The organism is Ruegeria aquimaris (assembly GCF_025751555.1).
Lineage (GTDB): Bacteria > Pseudomonadota > Alphaproteobacteria > Rhodobacterales > Rhodobacteraceae > Ruegeria_B > Ruegeria_B aquimaris.
Window position 1 is genome coordinate 117,066 of sequence record NZ_JAOWLB010000002.1, and the last position, 18,752, is coordinate 135,817.

Sequence of the window (18,752 nt, forward strand, 5' to 3'; positions counted from 1 at the left end):
AAAACGGTCAATTGCCCCTCCGGGACAGGTACAAAACGGTCAATTCTCCGGGTTCTCCGGTTGCGTGCCCTCCTTGCGGCGCACCTTGAATTCCTTGGGGATCGGCATCCGGTTGAACGCATCCAGCCCCGCGATCTTGTAGGCTTCGGCCAGCGTCGGATAGTTGAACGTGTTCTGTACGAAGTAATCCACCGTGCCCTTCAGGTTCATCACCGCCTGCCCGATATGGATCAGTTCGGTGGCTCCTTCGCCGACGATCTGCACCCCCAGAACCCGCCTTGTTTTCAAGGACAAGAGCATCTTCAGCATGCCGTGTTCCAGCCCCATGATATGCCCGCGCGAGGTCTCGCGGAACCGCGCCACGCCCACCTCGTAGGGAATGCCGCGCTCCTGCAATTCCTCCTCGGACATGCCACAGGTGGACATCTCGGGGACCGAGTAGATTCCGTAAGGATACCAAGGACTTTCCGGCAGCGTCGGGGTCTCCAGCGCATGGCACGCCGCCACCCGCCCCTGCTGCAAAGAGGTCGAGGCCAGCGACGGATGCCCGATCACATCACCAGTTGCATAGATATGCGGCACGGCAGTCTGATAGGTCTTGCGGTCCACCGTGATCCGGTTGCGGTGGTCTGTCTTGAGCCCCACCGCATCAAGGTTCAGGGCCGAGGTCGCGCCCATCCGCCCGGCGGCGAACAGCAGCATTTCGGCCCGCACATGGCGCCCGTTGGCCAGGCTGATCTCGACATGATCGCCAGCATCCTCGATCTTTTCCACCGCCGAGCCCAGCCGCAGATCGACGCCGTTTTCCCTGATCTGATGGGTGAAATCCTGAATCAGGGTGCGGTCGATAAAGTCCAGAAACGTCTCGCGCGGTTCGATCAGCGTCACCCGCACATCCAGCGCCGAGAACATGGTAGCATACTCTACCCCAATCACCCCGGCGCCGATCACGGCCAGCGAACGGGGGATCTCGGCCATCTCCAGAAACTCGTCGCCATCGACCACGGTACGCCCATTAAATGGAACATAATCAGGGCGATAGGTCTTGGTGCCCGTGGCGATCAGGAACTTCGATGCGGTCAGGCGGGTGGTATCCCCGGCCTCGGTCGCGACCTCGATCTCGTGCGGGCCGACAAAGCGCGCCAGCCCGTTCAGCGTGTCCACATGGTTGCGGTTGAACTGGTGTTCCAGCACGTCGACTTCGTAATCGAGCGTCATGTGCAGCCGCGCCTTGAGGTCCTCGGCGCTGATCCGGTCCTTGACCCGATAGGACAGGCCGTAAAAGCTGCGCTCGCGCCAGCCCGACAGGTTCAGCACCGTTTCGCGCAGCGTCTTGGACGGGATCGTGCCTGTATGCACCGAGACACCGCCGAGCCGGTCCTTGCGGTCGATCACCAGCACCCGGCGTTTCAGCTTTCCCGCCTGGATCGCGGCGGCCCGGCCCGAGGGGCCGGACCCGATGATGATCAGGTCATAGTCGTGGCCGTTCATGGCTCAATCCCGATAAAGCGCGTCGGCATGGAACGAGACATGGTCCTCCATGAAGCTGGAGACAAAGAAGTAGGAATGGTCATAGCCCGGTTGCATCCGCACCGTCGCCTGCTGTCGGCGTTCGGCGATGGCGGCGGCCAGCGCTTCGGGGCGCAAGAGGTCGATGAACTGGTCGCTGGTGCCGGTGTCGATCAGGATCGGCCCGTCAAACCCTGCCTGTTTCATCATCAGCGATGCGTCATGTTTCGCCCAGGCCGCCTCGTCCGTACCCAGATAGGCGCTCAGCTGCTTGCGTCCCCAATCGCTGCCTGTCGGGTTGGAGATCGGCGCGAAGGCCGAGACCGAGCGGTAGCGCCCCGGCAGGTTCATCGCCAGTGTCAGCGCCCCGTGCCCGCCCATGGAATGGCCGGTGATCGCCTGCCGCTCGGGGTCGATGGCAAAGTGCTCGGCCAGCAGCGCGGGCAGTTCTTCGGCCACGTAATCCCACATGCGGAAATGCGGGCTCCAGGGCTCCTGCGTGGCGTTCACATAGAAGCCCGCGCCCTGACCCAGATCATAGTCCGGGTGGTCGGCCACGCCCTCGCCCCGCGGCGAAGTATCTGGAAACACGAGGGCAATTCCCTGTTCGGCGGCCCAACCCTGGGCGCCCGCCTTGACCATGGCGTTTTCATGGGTGCAGGTGAGACCCGACAGATACCACAACACCGGCACCGGGCCGTCCTTGGCCTCAGCCGGCAGGAACAGACCAAAGGTCATGTCGCAACCGGTGGCTGCGGAGGCATGGCGATAGACCCCCTGAACACCCCCGAAACAGGCGTTTTCCGAGACGGTTTCGATCATGGCACGGTCCTTTCCCTCTGGTTCTCCGCAATGGCTAGCGGTCCCGGGTCCAGAGGTAAAGCATGCTGGCCGCTGCACGCCGTCTTTTTGCGGCATTCAGTGATGGCGAAGCGGCCCGCTTGACTTGTCCCGGACCTGCGCCTTTGATCGCGACAACAGCAGGAGGTGACATGCAAAACCCATTCGATCAGGAACTTCAGGACCGTCTAGTGCGCTATGCCGCCATCGACAGCCAGAGCGACGAGACCGCACCCGGTTCGCCCAGCACCGCCTGCCAGTTCGACATGCTGCACCTGCTGCGCGACGAGTTGACCGAAATGGGCGCGCAGGATGTGGAGCTGACAGACTACGGCGTGGTGCTGGCCACCATTCCGGGCACCGCGCCGGGGCCGACGGTGGGTTTCCTCGCCCATGTGGACACCGCACCGCAATTTAACGCCAGCGGCGTGAAGCCGCGCGTGATCAGCGGCTATAACGGTGGTGACATCACCTTTCCCGACGATCCCGCGCTGGTGCTGTCGCCTGCCGAGCACCCCTATCTGGCGGAAAAGATCGGTCACGACCTGATCACCGCCTCGGGCACCACGCTGCTGGGCGCCGATGACAAGGCGGGCGTGGCCATCGTCATGACCATGGCGCGGCACCTGCTGAACAGCCCCGATATCGCGCGCGGCCCGATCCGCGTGGCGTTTACCCCCGACGAGGAAATCGGGCGCGGGGTGAGCGAGCGTCTGCCCAAGGATCTGCGCGCCGATTTCGCCTATACGCTGGATGGGGGGCAAGTGGGCGAGATCGAATACGAGAGCTTCTCGGCCGACCGCGCGGTGGTGACGGTTACGGGTGTGTCGATCCATCCCGGCTGGGCCAAGGACAAGATGGTCAACGCCATCCACCTCGCTTCGAAAATTGTACAAACCCTGCCACAGGCGACCATGACCCCCGAAACCACCGCCGACCGCGAGGGTTTCATCCACGCCACCGACATGGAGGGCGGCTCGTCCGAGATGGTGATCAAGTTCATCCTGCGCGATTTCGAGCGGGACGGTCTTGCCGCCAAGGGCGAGTTGCTGCGCCAGGTCTGCGCCGCCGTCCAGGCGGGCGAGCCGCGCGCGGCGATCAAGTGCGAAATCTATCCGCAATACCGCAACATGCGCTATTGGCTGGAAAAGGACATGACACCCGTCGATCTGGCCCGCGCGGCAGCAAAAGCCGAAGGGATCGAGCCGATCTCGGTCCCGATCCGGGGTGGCACCGATGGATCCCGTCTGACCGAGATGGGAGTGCCGACACCGAATGTCTTTACCGGCATGCAATGCATCCATGGACCGCTGGAATGGATTTCGGTGCAGGACATGGCGACCGCCACGCGCACCTGTCTGAGGCTGGCGCAGATGGCGGCAAAGGGCTGAGGTTTGGGCGAGCGCAATCTGATAGCCGAACGCGACAGGTTCGCGGCGCGTCACCCGGAGTCACGCCATGTCGTAAATGGCCGCGACTGGGGGGTGATCCGGGTGGGGCACAGCGGCCCCGCGCTGGTTCTGATCCCCGGCACGCTGGGTCGGGCCGATATCTTCTGGCAGCAGATCGCGGCGCTGTCGGGCGAGGCGCGGATCCTCGCGGTGAGCTATCCGGCCTCGGGTGGCATCGCGGATTGGGCGGCGGATCTGGCGCAATTGATCGCGGATGCCGGAATGCAGGGCACGACCGTGCTCGGCTCGTCGCTGGGCGGTTATCTGGCGCAATATCTGACCGCCACCGAACCGGCGCTGTGCGGCGGGCTGGTGGCGGCCAACACGCTGGCTTCGGTCCAGGGGATCGACCAGATGCCGCCCTATGCGATGGACCTTGTCACCACGCCAATCGACGACCTGCGCGCTGGGTTCGAGGCCGGGCTGAGCATTTGGCAGGCACCTGACCACCCCTATCGCGATCTGGCGCCTCTCTTGCTGCAAGAGGTACGCGGCCGCATTCCCGAAGGTGAATTGCGCGCGCGATTGCAGGCGCTGAAGACCGCGCCGGACTTGCCTGCGCAAAGCCTGCCGCACGAGCGCATCTTTACCGTGCAAAGCGATGACGACCACCTGATCGTGCCACCAATGCGCGAGGGCCTGCGCGCCGCGCTGGCCCCTGTTCGCGCATACAGGTTTCGCACCGCCAGCCATTTTCCCTATGTCACCCGTCCCGACGCCTATACCGCATTGCTGCGCGAAATACTGGGCCTGTCGGCTGGCCAAACGATCTGGCCTGCCGGAGAGGAAAGTCTGTCATGAAAATCATAACCGCCGAAGAAATCCACCAGCACTTGCCGATGCGCGACGCCATCGAGGTGGTGGAAAAGACGATGATCCGGGTCTCGGTCGGGCAGGCCAATCTGCCGCTGCGAATGGTGATGGATATCGACGGCACCAACCGGCTGGGCGTGATGCCCGGCGCGCTGAGCGATCCCACACTCTATGGTATCAAGGTCCTCAGCCTGTTTCCCGGCAATCCCGCCAAGGGGCTCAGTTCGCATATCGGAACCGTGCTGCTGTTCGATCCCGAGACCGGGCGGCCCCGCGCCGCACTGGATGCAGATGCGATCACCGCGATCCGCACCGCCGCCGCCACGGCAGTGGCGACACGGGCGCTGGCCCGGTCTGACGCGCGGGTGCTGGCGCTGATCGGCACGGGCGAACAGGCCGAAAGCCATATCGCGGCGCTGACACTGGTGCGCCAGATCTCTGAAATCAGGATCGCCGGGCGCACGCCCGACCGCGCCGCCGAATTCGCAAACCGGATGTCGGTGCACTATCCCGACATCGCCTTCACCCCCGCACCAGATGTGGAGCAGGCGGTCCGTGGGGCTGATATCGTCTGCACGCTGACTTCCTCGGCTTCGGTTGTTCTGCACGGCGACTGGATCGGGCCGGGCACCCATGTGAACGCGGTCGGTGCCTCGATCCCCACGATGCAGGAGATCGACGAGGCGCTGCTGCTGAAATCAGAGCTGTTCGTCGATTACCGTCCCTCGGCCTTTGCCCAGGCGCGCGAGATCATCTCGGCGCTGGAAAGCGGTGCAATGACCAAGGATCATGTGCGCGGAGAGATTGGCGAGGTACTGTCTGGCGCTGTGGATAGACGGAGCGGCCCGGATGCGATCACGCTTTACCGCTCGCTCGGGATCGCGGCGCAGGACCTCGCCTGCGCCGATCACGTCTGGCGCGCGGTTCAGTAAAGCCCGGGATTGATCGGCGAGGCCGCCGTCAATCCACCATCAACGGTAAAGAGCTGACCGGTGACAAAGGACGCGTCACCCGAGGCGAGCCAGACCGCCATGGCGGCGACATCCTCGGTCCGGCCAAACCGCCGCGCCGCGTGCCGCGCCAGCGCATCGCGGCGCGCCATCGCCGGATCTGCGGACGCCTCGAATGCGGCGTCCAGCATACCGGTCTCGATCCAGCCCGGGCAGATCGCGTTGCATCGGATGTCCGGACCGTGATCGACGGCAATGGATCGTGTGAGGCCATGCACGAAAGCCTTGGACGCGTTGTAGAGCGCCATCGCGGGATCGGCGAACTGGCCCGATATCGACCCTATGTTGATGATGCTGCCACCTTGCCCCATTCGGGGGATAAACGCGCGGCACATGTTGAACACGCCCCGGCAGTTGGTGCCGATCACCTGATCCCAATCAGCGTCTGTACTGTCTGAAACCGTCTTTTCCACCTGTACACCGGCATTGTTCACCAAGATATCGACGCCACCGACGGCAGAGGCCAGCGCCCCCACCGCCACCGGATCGGCGACGTCGAGTTGGTGCCAGTGGACATGGACGTGCAGACCCTCTGGCCTGCCTCCGCGCCCGCAAGTGCTGACCTCGGCGCCCGCAGCGTACAGGGCCTCGACGATACCGCGCCCTATGCCGCGGCCGCCGCCAGTGACAAAGGCCCGCTTTCCTGCCAGTTTCATGTTTGTTGTCCTCCCGGCCGCCAGCAAACAGAAGCGGCCTACGTTTCGCAATCCTTCCTGAGCACAAGGCATGGACAAACAGGCCCAGCTCCCCTATATGCGCAATCTTTGCGACGGGTGAGTCCCGCGCCCTGCTGGACAATCCCCTATGACTTCCCCTCTTTTCGATGCTCTGGCCGAACGCGGCTTTGACACGCTGACCGATGTGCAACAGGCAGTCACCGCGCCTGAACTGACCGAAGCCGACCTGCTGGTTTCGGCTCAGACCGGTTCGGGCAAGACCGTGGCCTTTGGCCTGGCAATCGCGCCAACACTGCTAGGTGAGGCCCTTCGCCTGGACCCGCCGGCCGCGCCGCTGGCGCTGATCGTGGCGCCGACTCGCGAACTGGCCATGCAGGTCAGCCGCGAGTTGATCTGGCTCTATGCCCGCACCGGCGCCAGCGTGGCCACTTGTATCGGCGGCATGGATGCCCGCACCGAACGCCGGGCGCTGGAACGCGGCGCGCATATCGTTGTCGGCACCCCGGGCCGCCTGCGCGACCATATCGAGCGCGGCGCGCTGGACCTGAGCGACATTCGCGCCGTGGTTCTGGACGAGGCTGACGAGATGCTCGACCTCGGCTTTCGCGAGGACTTGGAATTCATGCTGGGCGAGGCACCCGAGGGGCGCCGGACGCTGATGTTCTCGGCCACCGTTTCACCCGCCATCGCGGAACTGGCCAAGACCTATCAGCGCGAGGCCGTGCGCGTCTCGACGATTTCCGCCAAGAGCCAGCACGCCGATATCGCCTATCAGGCGGTACAGGTCGCGGCGCATGACGCCGAACATGCCATCATCAACCTGTTGCGGTTCCACGATGCGCCCACCGCCATCGTGTTCGCCAATACCCGCGCCGCCGTCGCCCGCCTGACCGCGCGGTTCGCCAACCGCGGGTTCGCCGTGGTCAGCCTGTCGGGCGAATTGAGCCAGGACGAGCGCAGCCATGCGCTGCAAGCCATGCGCGACGGACGTGCACGGGTCTGCGTCGCGACCGATGTTGCCGCGCGTGGCATCGACCTGCCGAACCTCGATCTGGTCATCCATGCCGATCTGCCGATCAACACCGAAGGGCTGCTGCACCGTTCAGGCCGTACCGGTCGGGCCGGGCGCAAGGGGATCTCGGCGCTGATCGTGTCGGACAAGATCGCCAAGAAGGCGCAGCGCCTGCTGAAATGGGCCAAGATCGAGGCGGAATGGACCTTTGCGCCGACGCCCGAGGATATCCTGGCCAAGGACGAGGCCCGGCTGCTGGACGATCCGATGTGGACCGCCGAGGTGGCCGAGGATGAAACCCGGTTCGCCGCCGATCTGATGCAGCGGTTCAGCGCAGAGCAGATTGCTGTCGCCTGTTTGCGGTTGCACCGCGCCGGGTTGACCGCGCCCGAGGAACTGAACCGCGCGCCTGTGCGCACCGATCCTGCGGCGAGCTTTGGGCCGTCGGCCTGGGTGGCTCTTTCGGTCGGGCGGAACCAGCGGGCAGAGCCGCGCTGGCTGTTGCCGCTGCTCTGCCGCGCCGGCAACCTGGAGAAGAGCCAGATCGGCAAGATCCGGATGCAGGCGGACGAGACCCATGTGGAACTGGCTGAGGCCGCGCTTCAGGGTTTCCTTGCCCATATTGGTCCCAAAGGCGTGCTCGAAGGCGAGATTACCGCAAAGGCGATGGACCGCGCGCCAGCGGACGAACCGCGTGCGCGTGCGCCCAAGAAGCGTTTTGACCGCGATACAGAACGGACAGCCCGGCCACCTCGCAAGGAACCGCACCCGCCGCGCGATACCGCCCGCGAAGCGCCCGTTGCGGCGCCGGAACCGAAAAAAGACGTCGTTGCACAGGAAACGGCCAAGCCGCGCCCCAAACCGGTGGCGGAGAAACCTGCCGCACATACGGCACCGGTCGAGGCGAAGCCCGCCGCAAAGAAACCGTTCAAGAACGCGCGCCCGGCTTCATCCGCCGCAGCGGACAGCAGCCGTTCATTCCGTGCAGGCAAGCCCGGTAGTGGCAAACCTTACCGCGCAGCTAAGTCGGATAGCGACAAACCGGCCCGGTTCGCCAAGCCGGATGGCGGCAAACCGTCCCGCCCCGGGAAACCGGCAGGCGACAAGCCGTTTCGCGGCGGCAAACCCGAAGGTGGAAAACCGGCGCGTTTCGCGAAACCCGAGGGCGGCAAACCGTTTCGCAGCGGCCCGGACGGTGCAAAACCCGCCCGCTTTGCCAAGCCGGGTTCCGGCAAACCAGCCAAGCCTGGCCCACGCCCCTCGGGCAAACCCGCAGGTCGCGGCGGCGACGCCCCGCCGCGCCGTAAAGGATAAAGCCCGTCGCTGCCGTCCACACCTGTGGGCGGCAGATCAGAGCGTAATGTCAGGCAGGCTGTCGAAGGCCAGTTTCAGGGCCGAACCCCAGCCGGTCGAGATGGTCTGGAAATAGGGGTCTTCGGCGTCGATCCGACGCGTCAGCCCCTGTTTGCAGCTGTCGGTCTCGTAGAGTTGCAGGTCGAGCGGCAAACCGACGGACAGGTTTGCCTTGATCGTGGAATCGAAACTGACCAGCAGCAGTTTTACCGCAGCCTCGAAACTCATGTCCGGTTCGTAGGCCCGGACCAGGATCGGGCGACCGTACTTGGTTTCCCCGATCTGGAAATAGGGGGTATCGTCGCCAGCCTCGATGAAGTTCCCCTCGGGATAGACCATGAACAGGCGCGGCGGGTTATCCGCGATCTGGCCGCCGACGATCAGCGTCGCATTGAACGCCGCATCGGCGCGCTGACCGGTTTCGGCATTGGCCGCGATGACCTCGCGCAGGGTCTGGCCCACCAGCCGTGCCACCTGGAACATCGACGGCGCCTCCATGATCGAAGGGCTGCGGTCCGCGGGCGCCTTGGTACGTTCCTCGAGGATGGAAATCACCGCCTGCGTGGTGGCGAGATTGCCTGCGGTCAGGATGGTGATGAATCGCTCGCCGGGTTCCTCGAATCTGAACATCTTGCGAAAGGTCGAGATATTGTCGACGCCTGCGTTTGTGCGGGTATCCGACATGAAGACCAGCCCGTGATCGAGCCGCATCCCTACGCAATATGTCATAGCATGCCTTTACTGCTGCTGGACCTGAACCTGCACCATGAGGGTCTCGCCTGCGGTGCCGAACCGCGTCCCTGATACCGGAGCCGCCTCGGCATAGTCCAGCCCTGTTGCCGCACGCACATAGCGGGTGTCGGGAGAAATCCCGTTCGACACGTCGAAACCGACCCAGCCGAGGCCCTCGACGTTGGCCTCGGCCCAGGCGTGCGTCGCGTCCTGCTCGATCCGGTCGTTCATCATCAGGTAGCCCGACACATAGCGGGCAGGTATACCCAAGTGCCGACAGCAGGCGATGAACACATGCGCATGGTCCTGACAAACGCCATGTCCGGCTTCGAGTGCATCCTCGGCGGTCCAGCCGACCTCGGATTTTCCGGTTTCATAAGCGACCGCCCCAAGAATGGCCGCCGAAAGCGCGTGCAGCCAGTCAAGACTTCCCGGCGCGCCATCGACATCGGCAGCCAGTTTGCGCACAAGCGGCCCCGCTTTCGTGACATCGTTCGCGCGCAGGAACATCCACATCGGCATATAGCCGCCATGCTGACCGATGACGCCATGGGTTTCGTCAACCTCAACCAGACCGCTGCAATGCACGGCGATCTCGGTGGTGCCTGGCGTAAAACTGATCAGGTCGACAATATTGTGGTGCTGGTCTTCGAAGCTCGCTTCTTTTTGCCCGCCCTCGACGGTCACCGTCCAATTGTGAACGGTCTGTCCATGCCCGGACTTTGGCGTGACCCGCAATTGCTGCAAGGCATATGGGACAGGCTGGTCATAGGCGTAGCGAGTGGTATGGCTGATGCTGAGGCGCATGGGTCAGTTGTAGAACCTGTAATCGGTTTCGATCTGGCTGCCGAGTGAGGCAAGGGATTTCAGAAAGTCGCTGATGAACTCATGCAGTCCCAACTCGATGATTTCGTCAATGGCATGCGACATGGTGTGTTCGGCCAACTGGTCACACAGATCATGGCAGGATAGACGCGCGCCATAGTCATCGGCCAGGTATCCCAGGTTGTCCCGGATCTTGCCGACACAGAAGGCCAGGCTGCGCGGCATCCGCTTGTCGAGCATCAGGAACTGCGCAATCTCCCGTGGCCGGGCATCCTGGCCGAATGTCATGTGGAACCCGCCTTCGGCCGAGACCGAGCGCAGGATGGTCTGCCACTGAACATTGTCGATCGACGTTCCAACCGCTACCACCGAGGGCAGCAGCACGTAATACTTCACATCCAGAATCCGCGCGGTGTTGTCGGCCCGCTCCATGAACGTGCCGATCCGGGCGAAATCATAGATGTCGTTGCGCAGCATGGTGCCATGCATGGCGCCGCGCACAAAGGCCGAGCGCTGCCGGATCAGGGCCAGCACATCGGGCAGATCACGTTCAGGGACCTTGCGCGCCAGGGCATCGCGCAGCGTCATCCAGTTCTCGTTGATACTTTCCCAAACCTCACGTGTCAGCGCCGTGCGGACCGTTTTGCCATTGTTGCGCGCGGCCTCGGCCATGTTCAGGACCGAAGACGGGTTGTCCGAGTCGCGCAACATCCAGTCGATGGCGCCATCGCGGCTGATCTCGGTGCCGTGGATATCGACAAATCCGCCATAGGCGCCTGCCGATTGCAGCACGCTGGCCCATTCGTCATCGGCCGAACTGGAACGGGTGAGCGCGATACGCTGACCCGCCTCGATCAGGCGTGCCGTATTTTCCGAGCGTTCGAGGTAGCGGAACATCCAGAAGAGGCCGCCTGCGGTTTTTCCCAGCATGTCCTAGTCCTCCAGCACCCAGGTGTCCTTGGTGCCGCCCCCTTGCGATGAGTTCACCACCAGGCTGCCCTTTTTCAACGCCACACGTGTCAGGCCGCCGGGGGTGATATCGACACCTTGCGGCGAGACCAGGACAAAGGGGCGCAAATCGACATGCCGGGGCGCAAGCCCTGCCTTGGTAAAGATCGGCACGGTCGACAGCGACAGCGTCGGCTGGGCGATATAGTTGCTGGGCTTTGCCTTGAGTTTCCTGCGGAACTCCTCCAGTTCGCGTTTCGACGATGTCGGGCCGATCAGCATGCCGTAGCCACCCGATCCATGGACCTCTTTCACCACCAGCTCGGCCAGGTTGTCGAGCACATAGGCGAGGCTGTCAGGGTCATTGCAGCGCCATGTCGGCACGTTTTTCAACAGGGCCTTTTCGCCGGTATAGAACTCGACGATTTCGGGCATGTAGGAATAGATCGCCTTGTCGTCGGCGATACCGGTGCCAGGAGCATTCGCGATAGTGATGCCGCCAGCGCGATAGACGTCGAGAATACCGGGAACGCCCAGCGCCGAATCCGGATGGAAATTCAGCGGATCCAGAAAATCATCGTCGACCCTGCGGTAGAGCACATCAATCGGCTGGTATCCACGGGTGGTGCGCATTGCGACGCGCCCATCGACCACCCGCAGATCGTGGCCTTCGACCAGTTCGACCCCCATCTTGTCGGCCAGGAAGCTGTGTTCGTAATAGGCCGAATTGTAGATGCCCGGTGTCAACACCGCCACGGTGGGCCTGTCCCCGGACATCGCCGGGGCGCAAGCCGCCAACGAGCGGCGCAATTGCCTTGGATAGTTCTGGACCGGTTGCACACGGTTCTGCGAGAACAACTCGGGGAACATGTGCAACATGGTCTCCCTGTTCTCCAGCATGTAGCTCACGCCCGATGGGGTGCGCGCATTGTCCTCGAGCACGAAGAACTCATCCGGGCCGGTGCGCACAAGGTCGATACCGACGATATGGGTATAGACACCACCCGGAGGCGAAACGCCGATCATCTGCGGCAGGAACGCCGCATTCTTCGCGATCATTTCGACAGGCAACCGCCCGGCACGGATGATCTCTTGCCGATGATAGATGTCGTGCAGAAAGGCGTTGATCGCCCGGACCCGCTGTTCGATGCCACGGCAGAGGCGTGACCATTCCCGCCCCGAGATGATGCGCGGAATGATGTCGAAGGGGATCAGCCTTTCGGTCGCCTCGGCCCGCCCATAGACGTTGAAGGTGATACCTGTCAGCCGAAACAGCCGCTCCGCTTCTGCCTGTTTCTTGCGCAAACGCGAAGGCTCCTGGCCCTCGAACCAGGTGTTGAAATCGGAGTAGGCGTCGCGCAACGCGCTGTCCTGCCCCCACATTTCGTCGAACGATTGTTCTTGTTTCATAACGCCCAGTGTATGCCAGCCCTACCGAAAGACAATGACATTGCCGAACGCGTCACCACGTTTCGGTCGGAGCGCTCAAAACTTGAGCATCTCAAGCTGAACTGGTGTCAAAGCCCAAGAACATCGACCATGTCGTACTGACCAGGCGCCTTGCCCTGCCCCCACAGCGCAGCCTTGAGCGCCCCACGGGCAAACACCGCCCGGTCGGTGGCGATGTGGCGGAGCACGATTCGCTCCCCCGGCGCCGCAAAGAGCACGTCATGCTCTCCAACGATATCGCCGCCACGAATGGCGTGGAAACCGATGGCCCCTCGCCTACGGGCACCGGTTATTCCATCACGGGCGCGATCCGATACATCCTTCAGGTCCACGCCGCGCCCTTCGGCGGCGGCCTCACCCAGCATCAGCGCGGTGCCCGACGGCGCGTCGACCTTGTGGTGATGGTGCGCCTCGATGACTTCGATATCGAAATCCTCGTCCAGAGCGGCGGCGACCTTCTTGGTGAGTTGCACCAGCAGGTTAACGCCCAGGCTCATATTTCCGGCGCGCACGATTACGGCGTGGCGCGACGCGGGCTCCAGCGCGGCGATCTGCTCGGGCGTCATGCCGGTTGTTCCGATCACATGCACGCAACGGGCCTGCGCGGCCAGCGCCGCAAACTCCAGCGTGGCGGCAGGCGCCGTGAAGTCGATCACCGCCTGCGCGCGTGCAAATGCCTCCAGCGGATCGTCGGTGACAGTAACGCCCAGAGGCTGACCGCCCATCGCCTCGCCCACATCGCGGCCAACCCAGGCGTGGCCTGAACGCTCGACCGCGCCCACCAAGCGTGCCTTGTCGCTGTCGGCTACAGTCTGCACCAGCATCTGTCCCATACGGCCCGACGCTCCGGTGATCACGATACCTGGAATATGGGTCATGGGCTGTCCTTCCTGTCCTTGGCCTTCTGCGTCCTAGCCTGTTCGGGGCCGCTTGGCAAAGCCCGGCTTTGGGCGTAGATCAAAACCATGGCAAAGAACAAGTTTCATGATGGTCCCGGCCCCTCGCAACGCCAGTTGCGCGTCGGTGAAGTAATCCGCCGCACCCTGTCCGAGGTGCTGGCGCGTGGCGATGTGCATGATCCAGACCTCAACCGTCTGTCGATCACCGTGGGCGAAGTGCGCACTTCGCCCGATCTGAAGATCGCAACAGCTTTTGTGCTGCCGCTGGGTGGCAAGGGGCAAGAGGATGTGCTGCAACTCCTCGCCCGCAACAAGACCGAGCTGCGCCGGGTGGTCGGCAAGAAACTGGGGTTGAAGTTCACCCCGGATCTGCGGTTCCGGCTGGACGAGACATTCGACCGGCTCGACGAGACGCGACGGATATTCGATCAGGACGCGGTGCGCCGCGATCTGGACGAGTGATCCGCTGTGTCGCGGCTTTTCTGGCGTTTGCCGCGGCGGGGCCTGCGGCGGCGGTGGAATGTCGCGACCTGACGCATCAGGGCAATCTGTACACCGTGTGCGAGGTCGATCCGCGCACCGAAGAATTGCGCCTGTTTCTCAACGATGACCAGGGCAAGCTTCTGGGCCAGTTCTCTGCCGTGGACTCGACCCTGCGAGCCGAGGGCACGCGGCTGGCCTTTGCGATGAACGCGGGCATGTATCACACCGACCGCTCCCCGGTCGGGCACTATATCGAAAACGGCAGGGAACAGAAACGCGTTATCACGAATGCGGGGCCGGGCAACTTTGGTCTGTTGCCCAATGGTGTTTTCTGCATCCGGGCAGGGCGCGCCGATGTAATCGAGACGCTGGCCTATGATGCGGATCGGCCCGGTTGCGCCTATGCCACCCAGTCCGGGCCGATGCTGGTGATCGACGGCGCCTTGCATCCGCGGTTCCTGCCGGATTCGACATCGCGCTATATCCGCAACGGGGTCGGTACCAGCGCCGATGGGACGAGGGCGGTTTTTGCCATTTCCGGTAACGCCGTCACGTTCCATGAATTCGGCAGCCTGTTCCGGGATGTGCTGAAGGTGCCTAATGCGCTCTACTTCGACGGCAACATCTCACGCCTTTATGCTCCACAGCTTGGGCGCTCGGATCCGGGCTTTTCGATGGGCCCGATCGTGGGCGTGGTGGCAAGCGGTCCGTGACCGCGCCCGCACGGTTTGACAGCCTCTTCACAATGGGCTAACCGGCGCGCCTTGGACCCAGTGAGGACGACATGGCACGCAAACGCAAGGGACGCGATATCTCGGGATGGCTGGTGGTGGACAAGCCCGCCGGCATCACCTCGACCGCCGTCGTCAACAAGGTGCGTTGGGCGCTGGGCGCCAACAAGGCCGGTCATGCGGGCACGCTCGACCCCGAGGCCACGGGTGTTCTGGCCATTGCACTGGGCGAAGCGACCAAGACCGTTCCCTACATCACCGATGCGCTCAAGGCCTATGTGTTCACCGTGCGGCTTGGGCAGGCCACCAATACCGACGACGCCGAGGGCGAGGTGATCGCCGAGAGCGACCAGCGCCCGACCGATGCGCAGATCAAGGAGGCGCTGCTTCCCTTCCTGGGCGAAATCATGCAGGTTCCGCCCAAGTTTTCAGCGGTCAAGATCGACGGCCAACGCGCCTATAAACTTGCTCGCGACGACGCAGAATTCGAAATCGCAGCGCGCCCTTTGTGGGTCGAGGAACTGGTGCTGGTGGACCGGCCCGATGCCGATCACGTGGTACTGGAAATGACCTGTGGCAAGGGCGGATATGTCCGCGCCATCGCCCGCGACCTGGGCGCGGCTTTGGGCTGCCACGGTCATGTCAGAGAGTTGCGCCGCATCTGGTCCGGTCCCTTCGAGGCCGAAGACGGAATCAGTCTGGAAGAGGTCGACGCGCTGGCCAAGACCCCCGCGCTGGACGAACACCTGTTGCCGCTGGAGGCCGGTCTTGCCGACCTGCCGGAACTGAAATGCACGCCCGAGGGCGCCCAGCGCCTGCGCAACGGGAACGCGGGCATGGTCTATCCCGGTGAGGCCGAGTACGGCGACGAGGCCTGGGCCTCGTTCGAGGGCCGCCCGGTCGCCGTGGGGATCTACAAATCGGGTGAGCTGCACCCGGTCAGGGTCTTTGTGGCCTAGCTTACTTGCGCTTACCTTTTGTTTCGTCTTGAGACAGCACAGATGCTGCCAGAGACTTAACCTCCTTTGGCGGGCTTCTTTTTGCCGGAAAGCACTTTTGAAGCTTGAATCGACGTCTTGTCGCTCGATTGCTTTTTCCGGTGGCACCGCAGTCTCCATTGGCATTGTCAGGCGGCGATGGCACAAACGGGATCATAGCCCATCTCTTGCGGTATCAAATTGGGAGTTTGACGGATCACGCATGATCACCCGTTGCCATACCAAGGGCGATGCGCCCTCAACCGCCGTCTACTCGGATTGCGAGCGGTACCGCTACAGCCTGACCCGCGTGTGGGACACGGCCGGGTCCAAGGCGCTGTTCGTGATGCTCAACCCCTCGACTGCGACCGAGGTACAGAACGACCCCACCGTCGAACGCTGTGAGCGGCGAGCAAGGACACTGGGATTTGGTGCCTTTCGGGTCACCAACATCTTTGCCTGGCGCGACACGGATCCACGCAAGATGCGCGCGGCGCAGGATCCCGTCGGGCCCGACAACGACCATGCCATCCTGGACGGCGCGGACTGGGCCGATCAGATCGTGGCCGCCTGGGGCACGCATGGCGCGCATCTGGGCCGTGGACCGGATGTTGAGCGACTGCTGCGGAACACCGGCTTGCCGCTGTTTCATCTTGGGCTGACCAAGGACGGGCACCCCAAGCATCCACTGTACATCGGATACAGTCAGCAGCCCGCTCTCTGGATCTAGCTCAAACCGTTAACCATTTGATCCAAAACGCTTTGACCCAACTAGGTCCGCCATGAGATATTTGCGGATGGGGTAAGGTGTGTTCGGAGTTCACCATGTTGATGCTCGCAAGTCTGTTAGGGCTGGCCGCCGTCGGGGGAATGGTTCTCATGTCGTCGGACGCCGAAGACGAGTTGTCAGACGAGGAAGGCGGCGGCGAGGGCCTTGTTCCGGAACCCGAGGCCGAACTTGCGGTAGAGCAGAACTCAGGTGCGGCAACGGGCAATGAGACAGGCGATTTGACCGAGTATCTGGTGCTTCCCGGAACGGATGACGCGGACGCGATCACCGGGGGCGAGGGCGATGACCAGATCAACGGGTATGACGCGGACGACACGCTGTCTGGTCAGGATGGGCGGGACACGATCTATGGGTCGGCTGGCGCCGACCGGATCGACGGCGACGCCGGGGATGATCTGCTCCATGGCGAAGATGATGATGACACGCTCGACGGCGGCGACGGGGACGATAGCCTGTTTGGGCATTTCGGTGCCGATCTGTTGCAAGGCGGCGCGGGCCAGGACAACCTTCATGGCGGGCAGGATAACGATCGGCTGGACGGGGACGCGGACAACGATGCGCTGCACGGCGGACACGGCGATGACACGCTCACCGGAGGAACGGGAGAAGACAGCCTGTTCGGCGGTTTCGGAAACGATGTGATATCCGGGATCGAAGGAACAAACCATGCACCGCTTGCCGCAAGCGAACAGGATGTCGATTACCTGAACGGTGGCGACGGGCAGGACACGATTTTTGCCGGTGCCGGCGATATCGTCACGACTGGGGCGGGTGAAGATGCGGTTTTCGCCGGTCATTGGGTTACCGATGGTGCCCCTGTCCAGATCATGGATTTCGAACCGGGGGTCGATCAGTTGCAGGTCATCTGGAACACCGACAGCGACGCCGATCCGGCGATCGAGATCAGCAAGGACCCGGACAATCCCGGCTTGACCCGTGTTTCCGTCGAAGGCGAACAGGTTGCCGTCCTTCATAGCGAAAGCGAAGTGCTTCCGTCGGACATTCTGCTGATCCGAGAGAACGTGCTGGCGCAGCAAAACTGGCCGAACTAAGGATCGGGGAAGTTTCCCTTTGCGCTCTGAGAAATAAACGCGTATAGGCCCGCATCCGCCGTGGAATCTTTTTCACGGTGGCCAATCTCCATGGGCCTGAGCTGGACGACATCCCGGCCTGCGCCATTCACTCTAACCTGACAAGGAGACCCCGATGTCGATTACTGCCGAAGAAAAAGCACGCGTGATGAAAGAATATGCAACCAAGGACGGCGACACCGGTTCGCCCGAAGTCCAGGTTGCGATCCTCAGCTCGCGCATCGCGACCCTGACCGAGCACTTCAAGACCCACAAGAAAGACAACCACGGCCGCCGTGGTCTGCTCAAGCTGGTGGCGCAGCGCCGCAAGCTGCTGGATTACCTGAAGGGCAAGGACGAAGCACGTTATTCGTCGCTGATCGAACGTCTGGGCCTGCGTCGCTGATCCGGACCAAAACCGGAAACGGATTTGCTGGAACGCCCGCCTTTGGCGGGCGTTTTTGCGTTCAGGCGCCGTAGCGCGCCATGAACATGTCGACGGTGTGCAGCGCCACCTCGTCAATCTCGGCCTGGGTGAACCTGTTCTGAATGCCGAACACGGCCCGGGTCCAAAGCCGGGTCTTGCAAAGCTCGGAAAACTGCTCGGCGGCCATCGGGATATCCTCGATAAGCAGCTCACCCTTGGCGACTGCCTTTTCAAGATACTCGCAGATGCGCTGCTGTCCGTTTTCGGGACCGGCAGCATAAAAGGCGCGGGCCAACTCTGGAAAACGGTCACGTTCCGCAAGACAGATACGAAAAACCTGCTGCGCGAAATCGGATGTAAGAAACGCGACCAACTGCGTCGCGGTGATTGTAAGAACTTCACGGGCCGGACGGGTTTCGTCGATCATCGACAGAATGCGTTCGGCCATCAACTGGCATTCTGTCTGCGCGACCTCGATGAACAGCAGGCGTTTGTCCGGAAAATAACTGTAAAGCGTGGCCTTGGACACGCCGGCGACACGCGCGATATCGTCGACATTCGCCCCTTCGAACCCGTCCGCCATAAAGACCTCGCGCGCGCCTCTCAGCACCTGTTCGAACTTGCGCCCGGTACGCACGATGATGGCGGCCTGCGTCATCCTCACTCCTCAGATATTCCGTTTTTCCAAGGTATGGAGCGGGAGCTAGAGTTTCAACGATTCGGGTGGAACGGGTTGCATGCCTGCGGACCGGTGCT

At 62.9% G+C, this 18,752-nt stretch carries 19 protein-coding genes; 10 read left to right on the forward strand and 9 right to left on the reverse strand.

All coding sequences use genetic code 11. The features are described 5' to 3' along the window. Window positions 1-39 precede the first annotated feature (39 nt). Both sthA and fghA read right to left on the reverse strand, forming a co-directional pair. Entirely contained in the window at window positions 40-1,491 is a 1,452-nt protein-coding gene (gene sthA / locus OE747_RS03430) for a Si-specific NAD(P)(+) transhydrogenase (protein WP_263827205.1), read from the reverse strand. A 3-nt stretch (window positions 1,492-1,494) separates the two neighbouring features. After that, complete coding sequence (gene fghA / locus OE747_RS03435) at window positions 1,495-2,328, reverse strand: S-formylglutathione hydrolase (RefSeq protein ID WP_263827535.1); 834 nt, start codon at window positions 2,326-2,328, stop codon at window positions 1,495-1,497. A 173-nt stretch (window positions 2,329-2,501) separates the two neighbouring features. Between fghA and pepT the strand changes: the two genes are divergently transcribed. The 3 genes from pepT to OE747_RS03450 are packed head-to-tail and all read left to right on the forward strand — an operon-like array spanning window position 2,502 to window position 5,545. Continuing rightward, on the forward strand, window positions 2,502-3,740 hold the full coding sequence (pepT, locus tag OE747_RS03440; RefSeq protein WP_263827206.1) for a peptidase T: 1,239 nt from the start codon (window positions 2,502-2,504) through the stop codon (window positions 3,738-3,740). A 3-nt stretch (window positions 3,741-3,743) separates the two neighbouring features. Further along, window positions 3,744-4,601: an alpha/beta fold hydrolase gene (locus OE747_RS03445; protein WP_263827207.1), complete on the forward strand. Its 858-nt coding sequence runs from the start codon at window positions 3,744-3,746 to the stop codon at window positions 4,599-4,601. Further along, window positions 4,598-5,545 (forward strand): ornithine cyclodeaminase family protein, encoded by a 948-nt coding sequence (locus OE747_RS03450; RefSeq protein ID WP_263827208.1) that lies wholly within the window; start codon window positions 4,598-4,600, stop codon window positions 5,543-5,545. The genes OE747_RS03445 and OE747_RS03450 overlap by 4 nt, the downstream gene beginning before the upstream one ends. Here the strand turns inward: OE747_RS03450 and OE747_RS03455 are convergent. Continuing rightward, complete coding sequence (locus tag OE747_RS03455; protein ID WP_263827209.1) at window positions 5,539-6,279, reverse strand: SDR family NAD(P)-dependent oxidoreductase; 741 nt, start codon at window positions 6,277-6,279, stop codon at window positions 5,539-5,541. The genes OE747_RS03450 and OE747_RS03455 overlap by 7 nt on opposite strands. Window positions 6,280-6,427: 148 nt before the next feature. Here OE747_RS03455 and OE747_RS03460 point away from each other — a divergent pair, with 148 nt between their 5' ends. After that, a complete protein-coding gene (locus tag OE747_RS03460; protein WP_263827210.1) occupies window positions 6,428-8,626 on the forward strand; it encodes a DEAD/DEAH box helicase in 2,199 nt (732 codons plus the stop codon). Between the two features lie 36 nt (window positions 8,627-8,662). Here OE747_RS03460 and OE747_RS03465 read toward each other — a convergent pair whose 3' ends face one another. The 5 genes from OE747_RS03465 to dapB form a co-directional block, all read right to left on the reverse strand. Next, on the reverse strand, window positions 8,663-9,394 hold the full coding sequence (locus OE747_RS03465; RefSeq protein ID WP_263827211.1) for a proteasome-type protease: 732 nt from the start codon (window positions 9,392-9,394) through the stop codon (window positions 8,663-8,665). A gap of 9 nt (window positions 9,395-9,403) precedes the next feature. Beyond that, window positions 9,404-10,204, reverse strand: a complete 801-nt coding sequence (locus OE747_RS03470) for a transglutaminase family protein (protein ID WP_263827212.1) — start codon at window positions 10,202-10,204, stop codon at window positions 9,404-9,406. Between the two features lie 3 nt (window positions 10,205-10,207). Further along, entirely contained in the window at window positions 10,208-11,152 is a 945-nt protein-coding gene (locus OE747_RS03475; RefSeq protein WP_263827213.1) for an alpha-E domain-containing protein, read from the reverse strand. Window positions 11,153-11,155: 3 nt separating this feature from the next. Beyond that, window positions 11,156-12,580: a circularly permuted type 2 ATP-grasp protein gene (locus tag OE747_RS03480; protein WP_263827214.1), complete on the reverse strand. Its 1,425-nt coding sequence runs from the start codon at window positions 12,578-12,580 to the stop codon at window positions 11,156-11,158. Between the two features lie 107 nt (window positions 12,581-12,687). Then, the gene (dapB, locus tag OE747_RS03485; RefSeq protein ID WP_263827215.1) at window positions 12,688-13,497 is read right to left on the reverse strand and encodes a 4-hydroxy-tetrahydrodipicolinate reductase; all 810 of its coding nucleotides are present in this window, start codon (window positions 13,495-13,497) and stop codon (window positions 12,688-12,690) included. Window positions 13,498-13,584: 87 nt separating this feature from the next. Here dapB and rbfA point away from each other — a divergent pair, with 87 nt between their 5' ends. The 6 genes from rbfA to rpsO all read left to right on the forward strand — a co-directional run bounded on the left by rbfA (window position 13,585) and on the right by rpsO (window position 17,975). Then, window positions 13,585-13,980: a 30S ribosome-binding factor RbfA gene (gene rbfA, locus OE747_RS03490; RefSeq protein WP_263827216.1), complete on the forward strand. Its 396-nt coding sequence runs from the start codon at window positions 13,585-13,587 to the stop codon at window positions 13,978-13,980. Beyond that, complete coding sequence (locus OE747_RS03495; protein WP_263827217.1) at window positions 13,977-14,714, forward strand: phosphodiester glycosidase family protein; 738 nt, start codon at window positions 13,977-13,979, stop codon at window positions 14,712-14,714. Before rbfA ends, OE747_RS03495 begins: the two co-directional genes overlap by 4 nt. A 71-nt stretch (window positions 14,715-14,785) precedes the next feature. After that, window positions 14,786-15,691: a tRNA pseudouridine(55) synthase TruB gene (gene truB / locus OE747_RS03500; protein ID WP_263827218.1), complete on the forward strand. Its 906-nt coding sequence runs from the start codon at window positions 14,786-14,788 to the stop codon at window positions 15,689-15,691. Window positions 15,692-15,932: 241 nt separating this feature from the next. After that, the gene (locus OE747_RS03505) at window positions 15,933-16,439 is read left to right on the forward strand and encodes a DUF1643 domain-containing protein (protein WP_263827219.1); all 507 of its coding nucleotides are present in this window, start codon (window positions 15,933-15,935) and stop codon (window positions 16,437-16,439) included. Between the two features lie 95 nt (window positions 16,440-16,534). Next, window positions 16,535-17,551 (forward strand): calcium-binding protein, encoded by a 1,017-nt coding sequence (locus OE747_RS03510; RefSeq protein ID WP_263827220.1) that lies wholly within the window; start codon window positions 16,535-16,537, stop codon window positions 17,549-17,551. Window positions 17,552-17,705: 154 nt separating this feature from the next. Continuing rightward, complete coding sequence (gene rpsO / locus OE747_RS03515) at window positions 17,706-17,975, forward strand: 30S ribosomal protein S15 (RefSeq protein ID WP_263827221.1); 270 nt, start codon at window positions 17,706-17,708, stop codon at window positions 17,973-17,975. A gap of 61 nt (window positions 17,976-18,036) precedes the next feature. On the opposite strand, the gene OE747_RS03520 is transcribed toward rpsO, so the two are convergent. After that, complete coding sequence (locus OE747_RS03520; RefSeq protein ID WP_263827222.1) at window positions 18,037-18,654, reverse strand: TetR/AcrR family transcriptional regulator; 618 nt, start codon at window positions 18,652-18,654, stop codon at window positions 18,037-18,039. Window positions 18,655-18,752: the final 98 nt, after the last annotated feature.